The following is a 23,478-nucleotide window of genomic DNA, read 5'->3' as shown; positions in this document are numbered from 1 at the left end:
GATATTCCTTGATGCAGCCAAAAGCTCGGAATATCCAAATGACTATGTAATTTTCTTAATTCTTGCCTATACCTAGATTGCGGGCTGGAGGATTATAAGCCCTTAAGTGGAAAGGTATTGACTTTGAAGAACATACCATTAACGCCAGCTATCCACAAACGATTAACCCCTCATTCATTAAGATATACACACTTCTTTTAGCAGAAGCAGGAAATGAATTACTTCAAATCATGGACCGGTAGGAACATACACATTACTAATGACAGAAAAAAAGAAGCCTCTCAAAAGCTTGGTGAACTGATGAGAAGCCTATAAAGTGATGGAGTTTTCCCATCACTCTTTATTCATTATAACTGTTCTATTCTTTAATGAAATACTATTTTAGCATGTCAAAAATCCAGTTACACAACTGTTGAGATGTTAAAAGCTCTATAAATATAGTGGTCAAGGTGCTACCAATTCAACCTTAATTCTATCCGGGTCTTCAAAATAAACCGCGTAATGTTTTTCCCCTCCTGCATAGGGATGCTTATCGGTATAAAGGATTTTAACACCTTTTTGTTCTAACTTTCTTGTCATATCGTCTATTTGTTGACGAGAACTTGCGTGGAATGCCAAATGGTTTAGACCTACCCGACATCTATGGTAAGGTATGTCCATAAACCGTTCTTCTGCTTGTACGAAAACAATATATGTCTCTCCGAGTTTCCAGCTATGTCCACTTTCCCACGATTGAAAAGACTCATATCCTAATTCCTCTAAAAACCACCCCCAAAAGGTGATTGAACTTTTCAAATTTGAAACATATATTTCAATATGGTGAATAAGACCTTTTGACAATGGATGGCCTCCTTTTCTAATCTATATAGATTATTTTATCAGATAATTTAGAGCTACAATTATTTAAAGCAACATTCTTTAAGAAAATATCCTTAGAAAAATATTTTATTTGTTTTTTGTTGGGGCAAATTGGGCAAAGCTAATAGTCCTTTTAAAAAAATTCTCTGGAAGTTTCATATTACAAATACATGCTGGCTTTTTTATAATAAATTTACAAAAATATGATATGTGAACAAACTTTTATTAAGTCATATTAAAAGAAGACTATATCAATGACCACCATCTGGATCTGGTCTTGCTGGCCTCCAACTGATGGACCTAATTTTGGTCTGACTCCATCCACCTGGATTATTTTCATTAAATGGTCTACTTCCTTCTACAGTATCTTGTTTATACAGTCTTCCTCCGATAACTTATCATTCGTTAATTATGTATTCTAGTTATGATATTAAATACCCCCACAAAAAAACCAACTTTGGAGAGGGCTATTTAGGCATGATTTAATAACAACCTGATTACTGCTTATCCAACTTTAAATGATTATTCATCCTAGCAAGTAGTATTGGAAAAATCGGTATATCAGTTCTACCTTTATATACAGAAGAAACAAATTTTATAAATTCTTCATCAATTTCGTAATCTGAGTAAACTAAACTCCAAGCAGATTCACCTGCAAATTCGACTATATCTTTATCACTATGCTTGAGGAAATGTCTAATATTATCAAGATTTTCAGCAAGAATTTCCTGGTCATCTGACAAATTATTGAAAGCTTCAATACCAGTTAGCACTTCTATTTTATTATTACTATTTATTAAACGTCTTGCTTCTTCAATGGTATATGTTATTGTGTCATCATCTTCTTCAAAGTTTCCTTCCACTTCTTCTCCTTCGATATATAAAGCCTTTAACATCTTACTAAAAGTTTCATACAACTCTATTACTTCATCTTCATCTGTTAGAATATAAACTACTTTAGGTTCCTCTGAAGTACTGTAATCTAAAGCTAACCATTCATGACCATCACCGCTTAAAAGAATTACTCTCTCTTTATTTATCTCCCATTCTTTTAAGTAATAATCTGTTTGCATAATCCCTTCGTCTTTTTTTATTCCATGTATATATTCTATTAAAATAAAGTCATCCTCTTCCCGCCCGTTTAAAGAAAAAGGTAAAGCATTATATCTTAATGTTCCACCATTCTTTATCTTTAAAAGATCTATATATTCATCAGGTAGCTTAACTTTGAAATGTTCCTCAGCTAGTTTAATATCCTCAGACGTTATACTACTTAAAGTATAAGTGCTATTATCATCATTCCATATATTCATATAATTCCACTCCTAAAAAGCATGTATATTTCATCATAAATTTCTTGTATTAGACATAAATGGCTTGTATTCTCAATAATTACAATAATAAACTGAATTTCATAATAGAAGAATGAAAAAATATTTATTAAAATGCTCATTAGTTTTATTATCATTATATTGGTTTGTTTTTGCGAAAGAATTTGACGAAACAGAAATTGTCAAAAAAAAAAAAAAATAGAAACTCGTATGAATCGATTATTAAGAATTGCTGATTTGGTCTTCTTTTTCACCACAAACACATAAAAATACCTATGCAACCATGTTAATAGAAAAAAGAGTATAGTTTGAATATATCCGAACAAGACTTCGACACGTAAAAGGATCTTACTTAACAAATAGTACTTATATTCATCAAACAGAACAACAAAAAAAGAAACTTTCGCTAAGATCAATTTTCTTGCGAAAATTTCTTTTTTAAAATTTTTGAGAAGAAATTGAACAAGGGATGGGCAATAACACTATCCCATCCCTTTCAAATCCTTTATACCATGGTATTACTGGGATTCAGGCGGTTATTACATAATGCCGCCCGTAGGATGAGAGTGTGTATTATCTTTAACGATAAGTGCAGAAATTGCGGTATATCAATATTCTATTGAAACTAAGGTGTAACATCTTTAACGGGGATTTACTGTTTTTTATCGGATTGCGTTAGCAAAATGTTAACAATTCAAGTTGAAATCTGCTCTGTTGTTCATACACTCCACTTGGCACGAAAATTCATTTAGTATGTCTAAGTTAAATCAAACATATCGAGAAGTCTTAATGGATATGTTTATTTCTTAATACTTTCACTATAACTACACTTAGGATACCCTTTACACCCATAAAAAACTCCATACCTACCATTTTTTTCTACGAGCGGTTTGCCGCATTTCGGACAGACCTTTGATCTGTTTCCCAATAAAGTCGCTACCTCGTTCTTCATTTCCTGTGTTGTATATTCCACTTTTTTGACTTCAATAGTTTGAATTGTAGGTCCCAGAATTGACTCTGTATTTTCGCAACCTGATAGCATTTTTATCAAATTATCCGATGATATATCATTATTAACTTTATCACGTGCAACTTTCACAGGCTTACAACTCCATACTTCCCTGTCTCCTATAATATAAAGACGATATTTAGCTCTTGTAGCTGCCACATTCACAATATTTTTATTTACCCAATTTGCTGCCTTTACAGATGATTTATCACAACCAAGTAAGAATATAACCTCATCTGTTCCTTGTCCTTGGAATGTATGAACAGTTCCAATATTTTTATCTTTTAACCATTTCTTTACACGAGAATCACGTTTATAGAAATCAGATTTGCGTAATGCGTCACTCATTCCCTCTTTCACGGATGTGAATGGTGTTATAATAAATATTTTCGGAATATCACTACCGTCTTTCTTGAATTTTTCTTCAAGAAGCTTTAGAACAATCTGACCTTGTGACGGTACATAATGATTCTTATTCCCGGACTGTTCCTCACCTTTTACATTTATCCAATATGACTTCTCCAAGATAAAGGTCTTCACAACTTTTTCCTTTGGTGCTTCTGTTTGCTGTTTCATAGTTCCGTCATAAGAAAGACAATTTGATATACTATACATCGGGTCTATACAACGCCTATGGACAGTAAGGGGACATCCAACCCACTCTTTTTCTTCATCTTTTCCGAGAAAAGTTCCATAGCTATTAATATAATCAGCAAATCCTTGTACAGATATTTTCTTGTCCTGATATGGTGTAAGTAAATCAGATGTAATAAGACTTTTAATCATGTCTGTTTCTTCCGTCACAACCGGCTCTATTTGCTTAGGATCTCCAACAATTATTGCTCGACGGCATCGCATCAAAGCTCCAACCGCCATCTGAGGTTGTGCCTGCCCTGCTTCATCCACAATAAGCGTTCCAAGTGTACCAGGATGCTTTATATCACGTAAGAAAGTCTGTGCAGATGCAAATGTAGTTGATATAACCGGGGTAATAAGAAATATATTTTGAATCAATGCTGGGAAAGCATCAATTCTGTCTTTCTCACTCATGCGCACATCACAATCTTCATGCATATCCCACGCAATCAAAAGATTGATTATATTCTGCCTAAAGGCTTTAGAGGAAATTACAAATTCCTTATGTAGTTTACAAGCATAAAAGAACAGCTTTTCCCGCTCCCTATTGTAACGCTCTGTAAACCAAGGATTTGTAACCTGTGCCTGGGTTGACTCGATCTCATCATCCGATACATACCTGGCAATAAAAGATGAATCAATAGGAGTAAGTTTCTCGGCACCTTCGCTATGTTTGCTTAAAAGATTATAATAGCTAGTAATTTTTGAAAGCCGGTCTTTTTGTTTTTTCAAAACTTCAATTTCAACCTTTTTCTCTGCTATCAAATTGTCTCGTGTAGTATCTTTCTTCCATCTTCCGAATAATCCTCTAGGTCTTGATTCCTCAAGTTCCATTAGATATGCATAATTTTCTTTTATTTTTCTATCAAGATCAACCTCAGAAATACTCTCATTAGTCAATGGTAAAGACTTTGCATAGTGGCACAGGATTTCCAACTCTTTCTCAAGTTCTTTCACAATCTTAAGTTGTCTAAGAAAGCATTCTCTTTGCTCTACATATTTCTTTCGATGTTCCTCACGCACATTGTTAAGATTATAATCATTAATAAACTTTTTAAGTACAGATACACAATACTTGTTAATATTAGCACGTTTCCCAAACGGAGCAGATATAAGACCCCAACAGTCTTTTCGATTTAAAAGGTTATTAGCATAGCGCGTGAAATAAATATCACGTTCTTCTTTTATTTCACCGGATATTTTTATTTGTTCAATATCTTCTGATTTTTTGACGTTAAACAAATTATGAACTTCATTCAATCCCGACACCACTGATTCTTCATCATTTTTTGAAGGTTCAAGACTCTTGAGAATGTCATCACTTTTAGGAAGATCTGCAGTGATATTTTCGACAGCCGAATTATTACATGATGCTACTAACATTCCATATTGGTTGATTTTATCATTCTTCAGCTTAAAATAAGATGGTGCATACTTAAAATATCCCTTATTATCCAATGGTCCTTGTGTAAATGAGCACCTCTCATAAGCATCGTCTGGATCTGAATGTGCGGCTTCCGCTAGAAGCTCAGCTCTTTTTACTATATTACTAGATACGATTTCTTTAAGAAGTGTTGTCTTTCCAGTGCCAGGAGGACCATTAACAGAAAATACTTCCGTGTTTGCATTTTCATCTATCGCAAGATTTACTGCCACTTGTTGCATAAGAGCAGGCATGAATTTAGCAGGCCACTTTCCTAGTGGAGCATTTTTGATATTAAGTGTATTTTGAAAGAAATCCATCATCTTCTGACGCTCTTCCTCTGGAGAAATAGATATACTATTCTCTGGAATAATTCCTACAGCTTTATTGTGTGCAGACAAAATATAATCTATCACTTTACGCTCATAATCAGAACCCTCTCCAAATTTTCCTGATTTGATTGCATCTATGAGCAAAACGATATCAGCCAAAAAAAAGCTCTTACCTAAACTTGCATAATCTTCTAGATTTTCTTCTTTATTCTTTACCTCACCATTCTTGTACCTGTCATAAATAAAGTGTCCTATGTAATCGGCAGGAAGTTCCGACTTTATTGTCTTCACATAAGTATTATAAATATCTGAAAACACAGACGGCAATACAGCAAATAAATCCTCTGCTTCCTCAAGCCAACTGTCATACTTTTTAGTCTCATCATCATAATCAATCGAATTCAAAGAAAATCCATTAACTTTTTTATTCCATACAGAAATAGCCCACAAAAGTGGAGATAGCTGGAATGAATTCTTCTGATAAATACCTTCCGAATCAGTTTTAAATGAAAACCAAGCAATCTCGCTACTTTTCGGATAGGCTATGTTTGGCTGTTCGTCATAATTTTTCACAAATTTAGCAAGATAATCTACCAAGTCATTTCTTTTAATTCTACCGAAAAGGAATGACAAATCTGTTCCCTCACAAGGAAATAGAGAAAATTTCTCCTTGTCAGTTTTTAATGTATAAGAAAGATCAATCGAAGGCTCTTTTATCTTGGTAAATATTGAAATTTTATCCAAACTACTATCGATCCGTTCACCTCTTGTAATCTTTTTTACTACTTTCTTATTGTCTCCAATCTCCTGTGGGATATCTACTTGATTTAAAAGTTCTATCGTCTTCCAATAATCAAGTATTTCAAGTACTTTTCTCTTCTCTATGTTTGTCATTTCTACTCTCCTAAACTGAAAAATTACTACTATTACTTACTGTTATGACATTTTTCTTCTGATAATATATTTAAAAATAGTGTGTTTTCACTCTTCTCTGTTATTATCCTGATATCTACCATCACTTTCAGTTTTCATCTCATTCCCATCCGGCAGAACAAACGCTTCCTCAACTCTATTATCCTTTATCTATTAGACAAAATGAAATCTGTTAATTTAGTTTTATCCCATTTTTGTGCTTCATTGGTGTGAATCTTATTATTTTGATATGAATCATAATTTTTCTGCAGATGCAACCGCCGCTCCTGCAACGATTATTGTTATTTCCTACTTTCTATTTATTTTACAAATTCTTTATATCAGAAGTAGCATGAAAATTAATATCTATATTAACTAATTTTTCCATTATTTATTATAGCATTTCACTCTAATACATTGTAATACATTTTATAGTTAGTGCTTTTCATTCTTATCAGCTTGTTATTATTAACTACTGGACTAATTATATCTAACTTATGAATTGTTAAATAAAAAATGGAAATAATGGTTATCGGTCATTAAATATTCTAGGAAGTGAGTTAAAAAGATGAGATGAAAGAAGATTTCTACAAAAGGGGTTGCACAAGGAAAAATGTACTTGTGGTTCCACTTGGGTCTTTATGATTGGTCTCGGACATCTTGCACTTAAATTTATTGTAATTTCATTGATGGCGTTAACAAAATGTTAGCATTTTTAATGCACTATCTTTTTTATTGTTATACTGGCTAAAAAATTAAAAGCATAAAAAGCAGACGAGGAAACCGCTCTCGTCTGTCATTTATACCTCTGATTATGAATTTTTAATAATCATGCTTGCAGCTTCCAATACCTTCTGCTCTTCTTCTGTAAGATTCTGTAACTCTACACCAACCAAATCACGAAAAATGTCTATCCCCACGTTACTCAAGAAATGAAAAAAGAAGCTTCCCACAAGTTTGCTCAACTTATGAGAAGCCTCCTATAAAACCTTTATATTAACAATCCACTCTCATCTTATATAAAACCCTTATACATCGAGGGATTGGAAGGCAGATTACATCATGCCGCCCGTAAGCTGAGAGTGTGTAATATCGTTAACAAGAGGTGTAAAAAGTGCGGTAAATCAACGTTTTGGATATTGTTGGCTGTAACATCTTTAACGGGGATTTACCGTTTTTTATGGGATGGCGTTAGCAAAATGTTAGCAAGTAACTCATAGTACGAATAAATTTTATCCGTTTGGTGAATTTTTTCAAAGTGGATTCTTTTAGTTTACTATCAAAATAAAGGGCCTATTTTCTTATTGCAAATCTAGATTTAATTTTCTTAAAAAGGTTTGATTGTAATTTTGTATCAAAGCCTATCATTAACTACTGTTAATCTTAAACCAAATAATCCATTAAAGACAACAGAGTTCTCATATCCCTTAGTTATTGGAATAATTTTATTTTGATTTTGGCCCTGTGATTTTATTAAGAAGGAAAACAAATCTTGTAGATTAGCAATCTGGTTTCTTTTATATTTCTTAAGTACAGTTATATCAAAATCAACACTCCATTTTAATCCATCTTGGTAAAATTCTTTTGTAATATTCGAATCAAAGTGATTCAGTTGTAGTTCTTCAACTAATTTATCCAATTGAATTTCACTCAAAATTTTTTTATTTGCGATATGATTTCCTAATTCCCTAATCCCAAAAATTTGAATCTCTTTGGCTAATTGTCCCTGAAAAGATCGGAATATGACTTCGTCTTTACTTACATTAGAAAAATCCATGGAAAATTCCGGATCTATAATTTTAAATTTGGAACTACTTGTTGAATTATATTGAGGTATAAATATACCTGTTACCAGTTTTTCACTAACAATTTTAGAGGGATCATTTAGATTACCTTTTTGACTAATTCCGTCTAAAATTTGTTTTTCAAGGCTGTCCAAAGAACTTTGGGTTCCCTTACACTCAAGTATATGAATATTATAAGAACTATCTAGTAAAATAAAATCCGGTGTTTTACTTGGCCCTCTCTTGCTCTTTTTAAGAACACTCAGAGAAGGTAAATATTTCAGAAAAAAACCTGTATCAATGATAGAAATAATATTCATATGTTTATGCAAATAGTATGAGGCGAATCCCATTCCAAAATCATCGCTTAAAATTGTTTTTTGATGTGGATCAATATCATTCCATTTCTCATTTAATTTAAAATCTATTCCTGTTTCAAAGCAGTTCACATATCTCAAAAATGCCCAAAAGCTATTTAAATTAATTCCATGCTCCTCTGGATGACTTGTAACAAGGCCTATATGAATTAATACCTCTATTAAATTGAAGTTTTCATTATTAGGTAAACCCGATAGACTTGTAGGTATACCACCTGCTGCCCATGTAGAGTAATCAATATCTATATCTATACATTTATTCATTTAAAACCTCCGACTTCTAATTACAATTCCATTTATTCAATTCATGCTAAGTCGGAAAGATTAGATATTTCTTCAGCACTAAAATAATTTACTGCTTCCCTACCATATTTTCTTTCAACTTCTGTAGTTACTAAAATTATCAATTCCTTTTTAGATCTACTCGATACAACATATAATTAATTAATCATTTTATTTTGCTTAATTTTTTCCAAAAAAAGATAATCTGCTAAATCAGTAGTTAAAATAAATGAGCATCTTTTTCCTTCTAAGCGTATGATGAGAGTGTGTAATATCTTTAACGACAAGTGCAAAAAATGCGGTAAATCAAGAATTCTGACAAACAGTGCTGTAACACCCTGCACGGGAATTTATAGTTTTTTACAGGATGGTGTTAGCAAAATGTTAGCAGAAATGAGCTGTAACTATATCTAAAATACAATATTAAATAACCACTTATTTAAATTGAAATATTTATTGCTTCATTAACTTCAATTTTCTTAGGATCTACATTGGTATAATATTTCGGACGATATCCTATAAGGTGAATTTTAGTAATTACCCCATTATCTAATGTAAGTGAAAGTGTTTCAATTTTGTCAATTGTATTTGTTAAAATAAGGGATCCCACAATCATAACTCGTATTTTCTCAGGTGTGTATCTTTGGCTAGCTAAGCTCGAAATGATATTTGGCATCACTTGAAATTTTGCATTTGTAGGATGACTAATCATTGATTCCACTAAAGAATCTCCATAACCAGATGGTATATCCTTTTCTCCGAATAGTATGCGTCTAATACGCAACATTGCAATATCATCAGGAGTCAGTGTTTTACCCATTCCTCCACCAACTGACATTTCAGAAAAGATTGAGTTATTGCTTTCTCCAGTACCTTTTAGGTTTACAACAATGTATGTTCCTTCTCGTGTAGATCTGATGTCAATATTTTCAATGGATACAATATCTGCCTCATCTTTTATAGCAAAAGGATATCTATCTCTGTCTCTCATGTCCTTTAAAGCTTGTTCAATTTTAGAGTCAGGATTAATCAGTGTTATCTGATACTCACCCTTATTTTTACTATGAAACTCATCGTAATCAGTTATTATTGGACCGAGCCAGAAACATAAAGCAGAAGAATTTATCTGTTCAATTGTATTTGTTGGAGTTTTTACTGCAGTCAGTTCACTTCTATTTATCGTTCTTTTTAATAACAACGGTTCTCCGTTAAGTGTACTTTTAATTACAGGATTCTGATCTTTAATTTCCTCATTTAGCCTTTTACTAACATATGAATATAGGTTATATACATCTATGTCACCATTTATATCGGCAGCTTCTCCCTCTAAGCCTCGAATTAAATAGTCGGTAAATGCTCCGTGTCCCGCTCTATCTGCGGCATATTGACTTGCAGCACATGCAGCAATAAGCACCTTTCCTGATCCTTTAACTTCTAAACCTCTATGCATTTCCTGTTGAATATTTCGAGTAATTACTCCACTATGGCATGTATCAAAAAACGATAAAACTGTTTTTGCTGTGGTCTGGTCAATCAAATCCCTTACTTCGGACATTTTTATCATTGATATATTTGGAGAATAGATATCCCCATCAAACGGAACAAAATATCCTTCATTATCTATAAAGGCGCCATGTCCAGCCCAAAATAGAAATAATACATCCGTATCTACTGCGCTTTCAAAGAATGATTTCAAGGCAGATAATAAAATAGCTCTTCTAGAAATAGAACCTTGGAAAACTTGGACATCTTCTTCCTTAAAAAAGGAAGGAGCCTCTAAAAGAAGACGCTTAATCTCTAGAGCATCATTTACAGTATTAGGCAGACCATTCACACTGTTATACTGATCTACAGCTATAATTAAAGCTTTATAATCCACTTTCTTACCACCCGACATTCTGGTTAATATTTATATGGTAACCTTATTTAAATCCTTAGAAGTTTCAATAATTGCGTTATAAATTTCTTTTAATATAATTGTTTGGAGTATTAGATATCCATTCAAATAAAACTCTGGAAAGGTTCCATTTAAATCGCATTTAATATATTTCAAATACTTTTCTAGGTTTTGGGAATTCAAATTATTGTGTTGCATAGAATTACGATAAACTCTCAACCTATCTAATGCATAATGTAATTTAGGAAAATTATTTTTAAAGTCCACATAAAAATAATTTTTAATACCCATTTCTTTGCCACGCTCATCAATTATTTCAACCATTGATGCGTTTAAATCTTTTGTAAAGTTGCTATAACTTTTTTCATTTCTTGCTAACTTTATATTATTCAAATTATACTCATTTAAAAATTGACCATTATCAAGCCATCCCATACCATAATAGTCTTCCATTTCAACATCAAGACTTTTAGCCGACTCAATAATCTTTTTTATTAAATCCTTTAATTCATTTAGATTATTTATTGGTTTAATGAGTTCATTATTACTTTCTGAATTAACCGTTTCAGCTTCTGCTTTTACTTTATTTAGTTTAAAAATATTATGGGTAACACAAGTAGGATTATTTTTTAAATTTAATTCATATTTAGCTATTTTATCAATATATCCATTTTTATTATTTAATATTACACTAGCATATTCATAGTCAATTTTATGCTGTAACTCTAAATTAATATATTTTTTACTAAGATCAATTATTTTATATACCTTATTTTTAATATTAGTTGTTGGGTACCAGTAACCGGTGAAATTAATTTTTACACTTCTTTTTCTTTTTAAATATCTTTCTAAATTATTTATCCATTCATCCTTTAATTCGTAGGCATCAATCATTGGTATATCAAAAAACACACTATTATTATCTCTGTTATAGTAATCATAGTCTAAAATATTATATAATTCATCATTAGTATCTAACCCATAAACTTCAAAATCTTTTACATTCTCAATAAAGGTATCAATTGAATTATCTGTAAATATTTTAATTCCAATTTCATCTGCATTTATCAATCCAGAATCAAAATAATTTACCTTTGTATTTTTATCATATACCACTAATCTGCTTTTTTTATCTTGATCTTCAATAACTACAATATAAAATTTTTTATATTCAGTTGGCTTTTCGTTGACCGAAACCATTTCTACTAGTTGACCCTCGTATTCAGAATTACTTTCTTTTATATACTCTTCTAAAATTCTTTTTATTATTTGCCCATGAATAATATTATTATTCTTTTTATCAAGAATAGGCTCAAGAGTATTTAAGTTTATAGACTTTGCATTTTTATTCGTGATATAATTTCTTGATTTTTTTATATATCCTGTATATCCATCAATTGAAATTGGTAACTCGACTCTGTTTAATTGCTCATATTTATTATTACTAATATATTCTCTACCATCATCTGTTAATCTTTGAGTTTTTAAATCATACATACTATTAAGCTCTAAATCATAAACCGCATTTTTTATTAACTCTTCATCAATAGATAATAATTTTGAAATTTGATTAGTATTAAATCCTTGATTAAGTAACTTTAAAGTGAAATCCAATACTACAGGTAACCCTTTATATAATGTTGCTAAACATACAACTGTTTTTTTAAAGATTGGAAAACCAACTTCTGAAATATTAATTATTTTATAATCCGGAAAGTCAGACTTAACTGCATCAAGGACTAATTTCATAGCTCCGCCCCCTTTATGTTACAACTATTGGGATTTCGATTAATAAATTGAATTACTTTTCCAATTCCCTCTTTATATTTTACTTCACTGTTAAGAACACACTCTTTATTTCCAACTATGAACAAGCAATTTTTCCCTCTTGATAAAGCAACATTTATTCTTCTTTGATCTTTTAAAAAACCTAATTTATTTTCTTCATTTGAACGAACGACACTATAAAAAACAATGTCACATTCTGAACCTTGAAAAGCATCAATATTATCAATCTGAATATCGATATTTGTCCATTTTGGATTTTTTGGCTCTATTTTATTAATTAATAATTGTTTTTGGGCGTTATATCCTGAGATGATTGCCACGCTAGCACTTAGATTCTTTTCATAATAAATCTTATTTATCTTATCAAGTTCATTTTTAATAACACGAACTTCTATATTATTTCTGTATGAATCGTTAAACTTTTCCTCCATATTATCAGGGAGGGTTGATGTATCAATCCACTTTACAACTTCATTAAAACCCAAGTTATGTTTTCTACTCTCAGCCTTTACTTTTGTGTTAATCCTGTACGTTGGATAAAAACTTGTATTTACCAGTTTAGAAATTTCAGGATGCATTCGAAATTGTGAAGTTAATGTTTCTTTAGCTTCTCTTGAACAAAGTTCAAATATATCTTCAAATAGACTCTTTTCTAGTTTTTTTATATTAATTTTAGCCTCTAAACCTTTATCTTGAACAAGATTTACTATTGGAGGTAATTGTTTATGGTCACCTACTAAAACTATTTTTTTACCTAATAGCATAGGAAGAATAAGTTCGGGAGCAGTTGCTCTTGCAGCCTCATCTATAATTACCCAATCATACGTCAAGTTTCTTAAAGTATGTCTTGATGCAATACCTACACAAGTTGCAGCTACAATTGATGCTTCTCTAGCAAATATATCATCAAATTCATCAAGTAGATCTAATCTATTGGTCCAATTTTTAATAATATTTATTGTCTCCACGACTTTTGAATCAAATAATCTAGCATCTATTTCATCTGGGTTAATGAAAGTATTTTTATTTAAATGAAATTGCATATACTTTCGTAATTCTTTATCTTTCCCATATGATTTCTCAATATATTCTATTGTATTACTTATAGAATTTGACTTTACTTCCTCAGCCCAAGCTTTAATTTGTTCAGTAGCTAATAGATTTTGTGCATCCTTAGATATTTTCTCACTAGTTCCTATACGTATTATTTTCTTATCCGAATGTGTTTTAAGAACATTTTTTAGCAAATGATCAACTGCAACATGAGATGGAGATGTTATTAAGACTGTAGACTTTGGATCCTGTAAAAATATTTGATTTATTAATTCTGTTATTACTGTTGACTTACCTGTCCCCGGTGGACCTTGAATTAGAAAAATATCATTGGTTTTTAAAGCTGTTTCAACAATTTCTTTATTAGCCTCATCAATATTTTGATTTACAAAGTCTAGGTTTAAATCAATTTTTTTCATTGTTAATTGCTCTGGATTAAGAAGAATGTCCATTAAATCTCTATTGACCGATTCATTATTTTTAAGTGAAAATAAAGCATTACTATATCTTTTTAACATTTTATTACTCATCGATATATCAACTCTAGTTTCACCACGTTTACTTAAATCTTGAATTTCCACATCGGAAAGTAAGGCAACCTTTAACTTATTTTCTTTTATGCTTTTTATTGGACCAACACTAATAAACTTATTTGTTTTTGTTTGTAATTTTATGTAATCACCATCTTGCAACATAGAGGAATCATAATTGCTGTTCATAGTTATTGTTAAAAAGTTATTTGTAGCCTCATATTCAAAACCGTCATAATTGCCTATTCTTTCCCTGTTAAAGTTGATCTGTTTAAGTATTTTTAATACTTCCTCCCAATCAGCTATTAACTTATTTTTTTGAGCCATTCTTTCCATTTTTTGTTTAAAGGACTCAAAGCTCATATCAATTTCGTTTAGTAATTTATTTAAATCAGAAGATTCAATTCCATTTGGTCTTTCTTGAGTTATATCTAAATTCAGCTTAATCTCAATACCTTTTGATTTTTCTAATTCATTTTCATGATACTTATCAATCGAGAAGACTTTAAAGACTCTCAAATATCCATTTTTTCTATCTGGCAACAAATGATATTTAATTCCATTACCAATCAAATAATAATTATTTTCAGTTTTGTACACAGTAGATTCAATTAAACTTTGCTCTATAAAATCCTTTACAGCATTAAAATTGGTACTAGAAACTTTTCCTATATCTTGTAAATTTCTATTAATTATCTGCGGAATAAATAGTTTAACTTTACCAGCTACTAAATTAAGTTTAATCTCAGTTTTTAAATCTTCAATGAAAGTAATCAAGCTTCTATATCTATCTTCCTTATTAAGTCCTAAAGATTTACGTAATATATCTTTTATGTTTTCAGACACATATAGGGAATCTATAGACTTATAAAGTTCTTCCTTATCTTCAGATGGTTCACTACCTGTTACTAAATAATAAAATGTAGCTCCAAGGGAAAATATATCGCTTCTAAAATCAATTTGCTGACCTAGTAAATGTTCAGGGGAAGCATAGCGTTTGGTAATGTGGTCTTTTAAAGTATGACCGGTTTTGAATAAATACATATCCAAAATTTTACTAACCCCAAAATCAATAACCTTCACTTCCATGTTTGAGTTTATTAATATGTTGGACGGTTTAATATCTCTATGTATTATCCTTTTATCATGAGCAGCTTGAACTCCGTTTAATATTTGAACCATTATATGTAATTGTTGAACTTTTGAGGGCTTATTTATTTTAATAAATTCTTCAAGGTTTTCACCCTGAAAATATTCCATAACTATATAAAAATTATCTCCATCAATTCCAGAATCCTTGTATTCTATGATATTTGAATGATTTATCATTGAGAGAGCTTTTGAATCTCTATGAAATATTTCTTGTAGATCACTAAATTCCAAACTACTATAATTTTGATTTAATATTTTCACAACAATCGGGGTTCTTCCTTTAACCGTATACCCTTTATAAAGGGTACTTTGAAAAGTATCTAACATTTTTTCTTCAAGCACGTACTTGTTTGTTAGAATCATTAGTATCTCACTCCCTACAGTTTTATTAAGAAAAAGTACATATTAATCGAAAGCGCTGCCTAAAGGAAAGAAGCGGCTTCACTTTGTTTTTAATTTCAATCTTTCATTGAATATTTTACCATAAACCTTTCTACAAACTTTGCTAAAATTTACATTTAAAAATTAGCTGGCAAAGATTATGCGTGTTTAAAATCGAAAAAAAATAACAATTAAAAATGCTACGTGTACTCCACGCTCTCAAAGATGATCTAATTTCTTGATTAATAGATTCGTATGTTTTAATTGATGAAATATCAAAAAATAAATGTATAATAATGGAAGGAGGGGTTTGGGGTGAATGATAAAAGGGCTTGTTTGGATATAAATGAAATATTCGATTTATTTACTTTTTCATATACAATTCCAATAGAGTTTAGGGATATTGTAAAGACCGCAATTAATCGTTATGCTCAGCCGTATAAACATTCCAAAGAAACACTTAATCGGATGGTTAATAAGGCAACCTCACCTTTGGATACATTCAAATACTTAGGAACCAAAAAAGAATACCAATTTAACTATAGCCAGTGGAAAGGTCATCTTGCAGAGTGGATTGTATGTTATGAGTATAACTCTATAAGGAATAACGGAAATGTAGTCTTCACTTTTTTAAATCCAGATTCAAGTTCGAAAGCCGATATCCTTCACATAATAAAAGTTGGGGAAAGATACAAATATATAGCTGGTCCTGATATTAAAACAGGTCAAGCTGCTTACCTTATCAATCAACTTGAAAAAGTCTGGAGTCATGAGGGAAGTATTCCTTTTTATGATTTTTATAATATTTTATCTGATGAAAAAAAATTAACTAAAAAGCATATCTTTAAGCTAAATCAGTTAAAAGAAAATTATCCACAGAAAGTAATTCTAACACCAAATTTTAATTCAGAAGAAATATTAAAGTTTAGTAATAAATTCCTTCGTAGGGTTGCAAATCAACAGACAGGACCAACTGCTTCTGCCGTTAAGAAGGCTCGTCAATATGCAAGGGATACTATCCCGAAGAAAAGAGAATGGACCGCATTCAATTATGATGCTCATTTAAAATATTCATTTGAAAAACAACAAGAAACAATAAGAAGAAACGCAGAATTAAAAGCCCAAAAACTTTTGGAAGAAGTTATGAAAAGGAATAGGTCAGCTCCTGTAAATAAAAAATCAAAGCCTATGGAATGGTTAGCAGAAATGGGAACAAAAATCGCCAAGTCTAAGCCAGTAAAATTTGTTAAAGATCATCCTGAAATAATTGAACCTTTTATAGTGGTTACAGGTGAGGTGCTACGATCCGCACTTAGAGTCTCTAAATCTAGTAAAACTTCAGGTATAGAACAAAAAGATGTTAAGTCTCCTCTGACCGACCATGTTCCTCAATCCAAAATAAATGAGGAATTTACTAGAAAATCACCTGTAAAGCATCCGGTTACTTCATATACTAGAAAAGATGGTACACCTGTTAGAGGATATCTCAGAGGAAAAGACTAATATTGAGACAATTAAATGGATAGCCCTAGAAAAATATTTTCCTATGTTATATGTCTTAATTAAATTGTATGAGTCGGGTTATCACAGTCGCACATATAAAGAAAGAATATACTATATGGGATAGTACATCGATACTATTCAATAGAAAATGATATTCCACAATCCGTGTGATTGCGGAAGACCAAAAAGCATAAATCCTCGGTGAAAATATGGAGGATTTATGCTTTTTACTTCTAAATCGTTGACGATTTTCTATTGGTAAATACTTTGACAGCAAGTGGTAAATTTCATGGCAACTGCTGAAAAAAATGGCAGAGATAGTACATTCTTGTAGCCGTAATCACTTTAAATAAACACCATGTAACGAAGCATTTTTTAATTAATTTTTAATTTGTTTGATTTACGAATTTTCCAATTTCCTGCATCATCTTCTCATCATTCATATACTCAGCAATCCTCTGCACAACCAATTTATTCTCAAACATAGCTTTACGAATATCCGAATGAGTTTTAACGTTCTTTAGATTATCCGCATCATCAATTATTAACTTGGCGAGTAACACCTTTACCAAAAGAGGGTCATCTAATTTCTCAATCCACTGCCACGCTTGTTCGGTTAAAATCATATTATATTTTTCATTAACAAACGCAGCCAAAACCATCTTTAGTTTTGCTAAAGGTACAGAGAGAAATTCCTTTAATACACCTTCACCTTCTCTATTTAAGAATGTCTTAATACTATAAGCAATAGCTTTTAATGTTAATTCTTGTTCGTCAGTTAATACAATCTTGCTGCCGTCATAATATAAAAAGGCATCTTCGTCGGCTAAATACATTTTGTCTTCAGTGGAAGCTTCCGTAATTTCAAGCACTGGTCGAATTTGATTCTGGAAGGCCAATAATTGCTCTTCAATTTTAGAAATTTCTTGTTTTAACATCGATTCGATTTTAGATACTGGATGAGTTGAATATTCCTCTAGGATTTTCACAACCTCAGTTAATGGAATATAAGTATTCATACCCCGGCCAACGAACATCATATCCAATATTACTGAATCAAATTGCCTCTCAATTACTTCGGGATGACCAGAAACTTTAGCAAATACATCTAGAAAGGAGAACTTTTCTCTTGGCAAGCAAACCCATGTACGGGCAACTGCCCTGATTACTTCTGAATCCAAAATTTTTGGTCCTTTTCTGGACTTACATATAATATCAAGTAAATTATATAAATCATCCGTTACATTAATGAAATTAATTAACAACTTCAAAGCACCAAGCTGGTTAGGGGAAGAGTATGCCTTTAATTCATCACTAAACCACTTTAGAAATGTATTTTTAGCGAAACGATTATAAATAACCTTAAACTTTTCCTCCTGATCTGCGATTAACCATTTATTAATGAATTGAACCTGTTCCATTTCATTTTTAAAATGAGCTGTTCTAGAAAATAATTTGTCTACATCAACTCTTACAGGAATTTCGATTGGTGCTGAAAGATATTGATTAGCCCATTTTTTTGCCTTTACACATTGATCGTAATCAATATTTCCACTTACCAAAGCATTGTTTGGCAAACGGCTCTCGATTAACATTGCAATTGCTAAAATGTATAGATGATATTCATAGCCCTGTGTTTTAGAATTAAAGACATCATTCATCAATTGGTCTTCTTCAAATAAAATATCTCTACCACTACTTTCTGATTGTACCGATTGATAGTGATTGATATCCCTGTACAATTTAAATGTTTCAGCAAATCTTTTACTTTTCAAATCACCTGTTATAGACCAATGCCGTTCTGGTTTGATTTTTTCTGCTGATTTAACATAGACGGGTAATTTACTTCCACAAAACTCACGTCTATCAACATCCGCAAATGGAAAAGCATATACTAGTTTTAAACTTTCCTCATAAACTTGTTCCAATTCTAAATTTGATATGTTACTAGTTAACATAGATAGATTAATATACGTTCCCACTATTGAATCTCCTTATCAATGGAATATTGGTACATAGATTTTTCTTTATGTTGTATCAGTCATAGGAGACACCAAAATACTCAAACCAAATTCCTCATAATCCCACATTTTAATCCAAGCATAAGTTCCTTCCGGAAGAGTAAATTCCCTTTCCTCTAAGGGTTTAATGGGTTCTTTTTTTACAACACATCCATGAGCATGTGTCGCTGGATGAATTTTCACCAATCTCCCCGTATCATTAAAATACACTAATTTCAAAATACAGCACTCCTTACAAATTTCACTATAATTTATTCGCTTACATTAATAGACAGCAAATTGTAATTTTATTCATGGAAATTTTGTATTGAATATTTTTGACATTGTTCGGTATGAAATTTTGTTAGTTGAGCATACTATACACGTTAGTGCAATTTGTAGGTCAGAGGAAAGAAGAAGTGCTTTGAGCATTTCTTCTTTTTCTTTTGTTAATCTTAAAAAAAACGATGATTTTATATTAAAACGAAAGAAATCCCAAGATATAATGATTCCTGATTAACCGGTTAATTCAAATCTAATAATGTGTAACCAAACAAGCGAAGCCCGCAGGTTACATGATGTTATCTTGTTAGATAACCATGTACTGCGGGCTTTTTTGTTTATCTTGGAGGTTTTCAATTGGAAGAGAAAAAACGAAAAAAATTAGATCCTCAGTGGATTAATAAAGTATTAGATTGTTCCGAAGAGGTAGGCGTCTCGAAGGCAATCATTGAGCGATTTCATTATTACTACGTTAAACAAAGGAGGAGCGCCAATGCAAAGTCTTCTCAAATTACTTCAAGAACTAAAAGTACCAAAAATTGAGCCAAAGATTATGATTGTACCGATAGATAAGAGTAAAACACAGAACCATTCTTACCAGTTGCAACTACATTTGAATATTCGAAAAAACAACAACTAGTATAAATAAACTCACTCCCGTCAAAGATTTTAAGTAATTACTGACGGGAGGAATGTTTATGTCGCGAAAACCTATAGTCAAGGTGACGTTTAATGAAGAGTTACAAACCGAATCCTATTATTTTCTTAAACGTTTAATGGAAAAAATCTTGATTGATCAGCTAGATTTAGATCCTAAATTGAAAGGGATGCTGCTTATGAAAAGCAAACAAATTACTGAAAAGGAGTAAGTGATTAACAATGGAAATACCACAATATATTGATTCAAAGAAATTGTATGACGAATTTGTTATCGTCTATAGCCGCGTTAGTTCTGCTCAGCAGGACATCCAGAAACAAATTCTGTTAGCAGAAGCTTATGTAAACAATCATAACTATAAAAAGGAATCTGTTATTTGGTTAAAAGACAATGACGTATCAGCGAACAAACTTTCAATGGATGAGCGTCCTGCTCTACAGGAATTACGCATATTGTTAAAACAAGGATTAATAAAAACAATTATCGTGTATAGTCGAGATAGATTAGCCCGGAACTTTTATGAGTATGTGTCACTCGTAAAAGAATTTTATCAATACGATGCAAACGTCATTTTCACTTCAACTAAACAACCGCCATTTTCAAAAAAACTATCCATCGAAGCCTTGTATGGTATTTTTGCACAAACGGAAGGCCAAAGTATTTCTGGAAGACGAAGTGATACCAATAAACAATACCCATCAAATATCTTCGGGTATAAAAAGCTTGGTAGAAAAAAAGACACGAAATACGTTCCAGATGATAATATTCAAAAGGAATTAAAAACATTTCTTCTTTCCGTAAAAAAGGTGGACAACGCCGAAAGTTTGTTTGCAATTCTTTTGACATATAAGAAAATCCTTAAAAATAAGAAATATGATGATTTACTAAGGTATTTACAAAATCCATTTTATTCAGGACATATGGAAACACTATATGGATATGAACAATTACGTCATGTGGAACCAATCATTTCACTTGATGATTTCCAAAACAATCAGTTGAAACTGAAAAAATTAAAAAATGAGATATTTGATGCCATTACTCTTGCAAGTAGTCATGGCATCATCATCCCTCACTGCAGCATTTGTAAGAAAGAGATGACATTCAGAACATCAGAGTTAGGGAAAAGCAGTTATTATGTCTGCAAAAAGAAACACCAAGAATTTATGATACCTGTTAATGTATATAACGATTTAATTAGTAATCATTTAAATGAGGTAGTAGGCTCAATCTCTATTGAAAAATTAAAGGGCGACTTATTGGCTTATTTAAGACATCTACAGACAGAACAGCAACAAAATCTAATAGTAATTAATAGGAAATTGCACAAAATTCACAAAGAAATGACCGAAAATTATTCAGCGCAATCAAATGCCAAGTTGGATAAATTAGTACAGTCTTCTAGGAGAATTAAAGAAAACATCAAAGAAATTCATATAATTATTATTAAAATTGAAGAGGCACGTAAAGGGATAAATGACCATATTCGAATGATTAAAGTCAATATGATTGTGGAAATGCAAGGATTCGATTTGTATTATTTATGCCATCTATTTTTTTCAAAAATTGAAGTAAGCAATAATTCACTAATTTACCATGTTACATTCGGTAGATACTTTGAAAAAGGTGATCTTGATGAGCTTCGAGCATAAAAACGTCTATACCGTTAACGGCATGTATTTGATTACAGATCGTCCTCGTCCAAATTATGAGCAAGTAACTTTGCCATTCAATATTTATATGGACCCGGTAAAAATACTGACTGGCTACGTACGCTGGTCAGATGATAAGCAAACATATGGCCATTCACTTGAAATGCAAGAATCAGTGGTCATTTCCAGAGCAAAATTAGAGGGATATCAAGTTGTTGTATTATTTATTGATGAGGCAACCTCTGCTTACCACACACCCGCTCAAAAACGTAAAGTAATGCTTAACATGAAACAATACGTTTTAAGTAATTCAAATGTTACTGCAGCAATATTTTATGAAGAATCCCGTGTAACAAGATTAATCGAAGACTTTGTCCTAAATATTCTTGGTCCTATTAAAGAAACACGCCCAAATTTTATTGTTTATTCAACTCAAATAGATGGAGAATGGGATGAAAACAACCCTTATGTTCAAGCTAAACTTGCATATGCACATGAAGAGGTCGTTAATAAATCACAAAGAGGCTATGATTACCATAAAAGTGTTATTAAGGACTCTCCTACTCCACAAAGACCCGGCTCACGAAATCCATTTGGTTATGACAAATCAACATTGACTGATGATGAGATTAACACAAATGAGTACTCAGACTTAGTGGTATTCATATTCTACCTTTATAGCTTTGGTTATAGTGATAAGAAAATTGCTGATTTATTAGAAAAGGCTTCAATTCCGCCGCCATCCGCTGATGCAAAAGGTTGGTCAGATTCGAGTATTAGGTATATTTTAAATAACTATTGGTACATTGGGGATTTAGCATGGTTTTCTCGTACAAGCTATCATATTAGTAAAAAGAAACCACTAGATGAGATTGAATTATTTAAAAATCACCACAAGGCACTCATAGGCCCAAATTTATGGAAGGTCACTCAGTTTTTCCGTGAATTTAAACAAAACAAAGACCGAATGAATAGTCCCTTTATTTTGCGTGATATTGTTTTTTGTGAAAACTGTGGAGAAAAGCTAGTTGCCAAGAATGCTACACCTGCTAATTCAACAAAGAAATATAATTATTATCGTTGTCCTAAATGCAAGAAAAAAACCTCAATGGAAGAAATACATCAGACGATACTAAGCGATTTTTCAACCCGCTGGACAAGAGAACTAAAGCATTATATAGAAAAGGCGAATAAAATTCTTCATGCATGGAAGAAAATTTTAAATGAAAAGATATCAGATTCGACAAAACAGCTTGAGTCTTTAAAATATAATCTAAGTATCCTTAAAGAAGAACATGAATATCATCTAGATTTTAAAGAGAGCTTTGAATTACAAATAGCTGCTATTGAAAGTCAGAAACTACAATGTCTTGCTGTTAAAGAAGAAATTAAATACCAACTCAATGACCCCATGCTATACGAGTTAATAGAGCGATTTAAACAGGATATCCAACATTACTCGTTTGAAGAACAACGCTCACTTTTACTGCTAGCAGTTGAGAAAATTACAATCAACTTTTTCACCAATAATCAAACAACAATTGGTTATCGACTCACACCTTTTGTGGAAATAGAAAATGTGATCAATACCATTAATGATGAATCTGCATAAACTGCTGTTTATAAAACAGCAGTTTT

Annotated in this window: 16 protein-coding genes; 6 read left to right on the top strand and 10 right to left on the bottom strand. The window is 31.5% G+C overall.

Annotated features, from left to right (window positions below):
* Nucleotides 1-444 precede the first annotated feature (444 nt).
* The 3 genes from NST77_RS23440 to NST77_RS23430 all read right to left on the bottom strand — a co-directional run bounded on the left by NST77_RS23440 (nt 445) and on the right by NST77_RS23430 (nt 6,483).
* Nucleotides 445-840, bottom strand: coding sequence for a VOC family protein (locus NST77_RS23440; RefSeq protein WP_171509249.1), 396 nt, complete (start codon nt 838-840; stop codon nt 445-447).
* 515 nt (nt 841-1,355) lie between these two features.
* Nucleotides 1,356-2,171 (bottom strand): SMI1/KNR4 family protein, encoded by an 816-nt coding sequence (locus NST77_RS23435; RefSeq protein WP_123258802.1) that lies wholly within the window; start codon nt 2,169-2,171, stop codon nt 1,356-1,358.
* Between the two features lie 817 nt (nt 2,172-2,988).
* A complete protein-coding gene (locus NST77_RS23430) occupies nt 2,989-6,483 on the bottom strand; it encodes an AAA domain-containing protein (protein ID WP_341123658.1) in 3,495 nt (1,164 codons plus the stop codon).
* A gap of 235 nt (nt 6,484-6,718) precedes the next feature.
* Here NST77_RS23430 and NST77_RS23425 point away from each other — a divergent pair, with 235 nt between their 5' ends.
* Nucleotides 6,719-6,880 carry a hypothetical protein gene (locus tag NST77_RS23425; RefSeq protein WP_341123657.1) on the top strand — a complete coding sequence of 54 codons (162 nt, stop codon included), beginning with the start codon at nt 6,719-6,721 and terminating at the stop codon, nt 6,878-6,880.
* 433 nt (nt 6,881-7,313) lie between these two features.
* Here NST77_RS23425 and NST77_RS23420 read toward each other — a convergent pair whose 3' ends face one another.
* From NST77_RS23420 to NST77_RS23400, 5 genes are all read right to left on the bottom strand, one after another.
* A complete protein-coding gene (locus NST77_RS23420; protein WP_303984780.1) occupies nt 7,314-7,466 on the bottom strand; it encodes a hypothetical protein in 153 nt (50 codons plus the stop codon).
* A 389-nt stretch (nt 7,467-7,855) separates the two neighbouring features.
* Nucleotides 7,856-8,926 carry a hypothetical protein gene (locus NST77_RS23415; RefSeq protein WP_341123656.1) on the bottom strand — a complete coding sequence of 357 codons (1,071 nt, stop codon included), beginning with the start codon at nt 8,924-8,926 and terminating at the stop codon, nt 7,856-7,858.
* A 457-nt stretch (nt 8,927-9,383) separates the two neighbouring features.
* The gene (locus tag NST77_RS23410) at nt 9,384-10,823 is read right to left on the bottom strand and encodes a caspase family protein (protein ID WP_341123655.1); all 1,440 of its coding nucleotides are present in this window, start codon (nt 10,821-10,823) and stop codon (nt 9,384-9,386) included.
* 30 nt (nt 10,824-10,853) lie between these two features.
* Nucleotides 10,854-12,590, bottom strand: a complete 1,737-nt coding sequence (locus NST77_RS23405; RefSeq protein WP_341123654.1) for a hypothetical protein — start codon at nt 12,588-12,590, stop codon at nt 10,854-10,856.
* Nucleotides 12,587-15,727, bottom strand: a complete 3,141-nt coding sequence (locus NST77_RS23400; RefSeq protein WP_341123652.1) for a serine/threonine-protein kinase — start codon at nt 15,725-15,727, stop codon at nt 12,587-12,589. The genes NST77_RS23405 and NST77_RS23400 overlap by 4 nt, the downstream gene beginning before the upstream one ends.
* 333 nt (nt 15,728-16,060) lie before the next feature.
* On the opposite strand from NST77_RS23400, the gene NST77_RS23395 reads away from it, so the two are divergent.
* Nucleotides 16,061-17,248, top strand: coding sequence for a hypothetical protein (locus tag NST77_RS23395; protein ID WP_341123651.1), 1,188 nt, complete (start codon nt 16,061-16,063; stop codon nt 17,246-17,248).
* 386 nt (nt 17,249-17,634) lie between these two features.
* On the opposite strand, the gene NST77_RS23390 is transcribed toward NST77_RS23395, so the two are convergent.
* Nucleotides 17,635-19,230, bottom strand: a complete 1,596-nt coding sequence (locus NST77_RS23390) for a hypothetical protein (RefSeq protein WP_341123650.1) — start codon at nt 19,228-19,230, stop codon at nt 17,635-17,637.
* 45 nt (nt 19,231-19,275) lie between these two features.
* Complete coding sequence (locus tag NST77_RS23385; protein ID WP_341123772.1) at nt 19,276-19,479, bottom strand: hypothetical protein; 204 nt, start codon at nt 19,477-19,479, stop codon at nt 19,276-19,278.
* Between the two features lie 544 nt (nt 19,480-20,023).
* Here NST77_RS23385 and NST77_RS23380 point away from each other — a divergent pair.
* From NST77_RS23380 to NST77_RS23365, 4 genes are read left to right on the top strand one after another with little or no spacing between them, the layout of a single operon-like run.
* Nucleotides 20,024-20,170 (top strand): hypothetical protein, encoded by a 147-nt coding sequence (locus NST77_RS23380; protein WP_341123649.1) that lies wholly within the window; start codon nt 20,024-20,026, stop codon nt 20,168-20,170.
* Nucleotides 20,171-20,228: 58 nt separating this feature from the next.
* Nucleotides 20,229-20,399, top strand: coding sequence for a hypothetical protein (locus tag NST77_RS23375; protein ID WP_341123648.1), 171 nt, complete (start codon nt 20,229-20,231; stop codon nt 20,397-20,399).
* A 10-nt stretch (nt 20,400-20,409) separates the two neighbouring features.
* Nucleotides 20,410-21,840 carry a recombinase family protein gene (locus NST77_RS23370; RefSeq protein WP_341123647.1) on the top strand — a complete coding sequence of 477 codons (1,431 nt, stop codon included), beginning with the start codon at nt 20,410-20,412 and terminating at the stop codon, nt 21,838-21,840.
* Entirely contained in the window at nt 21,824-23,452 is a 1,629-nt protein-coding gene (locus tag NST77_RS23365) for a recombinase family protein (RefSeq protein WP_341123646.1), read from the top strand. Before NST77_RS23370 ends, NST77_RS23365 begins: the two co-directional genes overlap by 17 nt.
* Nucleotides 23,453-23,478: the final 26 nt, after the last annotated feature.

This window comes from Niallia sp. FSL W8-0177 (assembly GCF_038006285.1).
In the GTDB taxonomy this organism is placed as follows: Bacteria; Bacillota; Bacilli; order Bacillales; family Cytobacillaceae; genus Niallia; species Niallia circulans_A.
The sequence above is the reverse complement of the archived record's forward strand: the minus strand, read 5'-3'. Positions and strand labels throughout refer to the sequence as shown.

Coding starts and splice junctions, on each gene's coding strand:
- NST77_RS23380 (WP_341123649.1), top strand. CDS start 20,024: ATGCAAAGTCTTCTCAAATTACTTCAAGAACTAAAAGTACCAAAAATT.
- NST77_RS23375 (WP_341123648.1), top strand. CDS start 20,229: ATGTCGCGAAAACCTATAGTCAAGGTGACGTTTAATGAAGAGTTACAA.
- NST77_RS23370 (WP_341123647.1), top strand. CDS start 20,410: ATGGAAATACCACAATATATTGATTCAAAGAAATTGTATGACGAATTT.
- NST77_RS23430 (WP_341123658.1), bottom strand. CDS start 6,483: ATGACAAACATAGAGAAGAGAAAAGTACTTGAAATACTTGATTATTGG.
- NST77_RS23415 (WP_341123656.1), bottom strand. CDS start 8,926: ATGAATAAATGTATAGATATAGATATTGATTACTCTACATGGGCAGCA.
- NST77_RS23400 (WP_341123652.1), bottom strand. CDS start 15,727: ATGATTCTAACAAACAAGTACGTGCTTGAAGAAAAAATGTTAGATACT.
- NST77_RS23405 (WP_341123654.1), bottom strand. CDS start 12,590: ATGAAATTAGTCCTTGATGCAGTTAAGTCTGACTTTCCGGATTATAAA.
- NST77_RS23435 (WP_123258802.1), bottom strand. CDS start 2,171: ATGAATATATGGAATGATGATAATAGCACTTATACTTTAAGTAGTATA.
- NST77_RS23365 (WP_341123646.1), top strand. CDS start 21,824: ATGAGCTTCGAGCATAAAAACGTCTATACCGTTAACGGCATGTATTTG.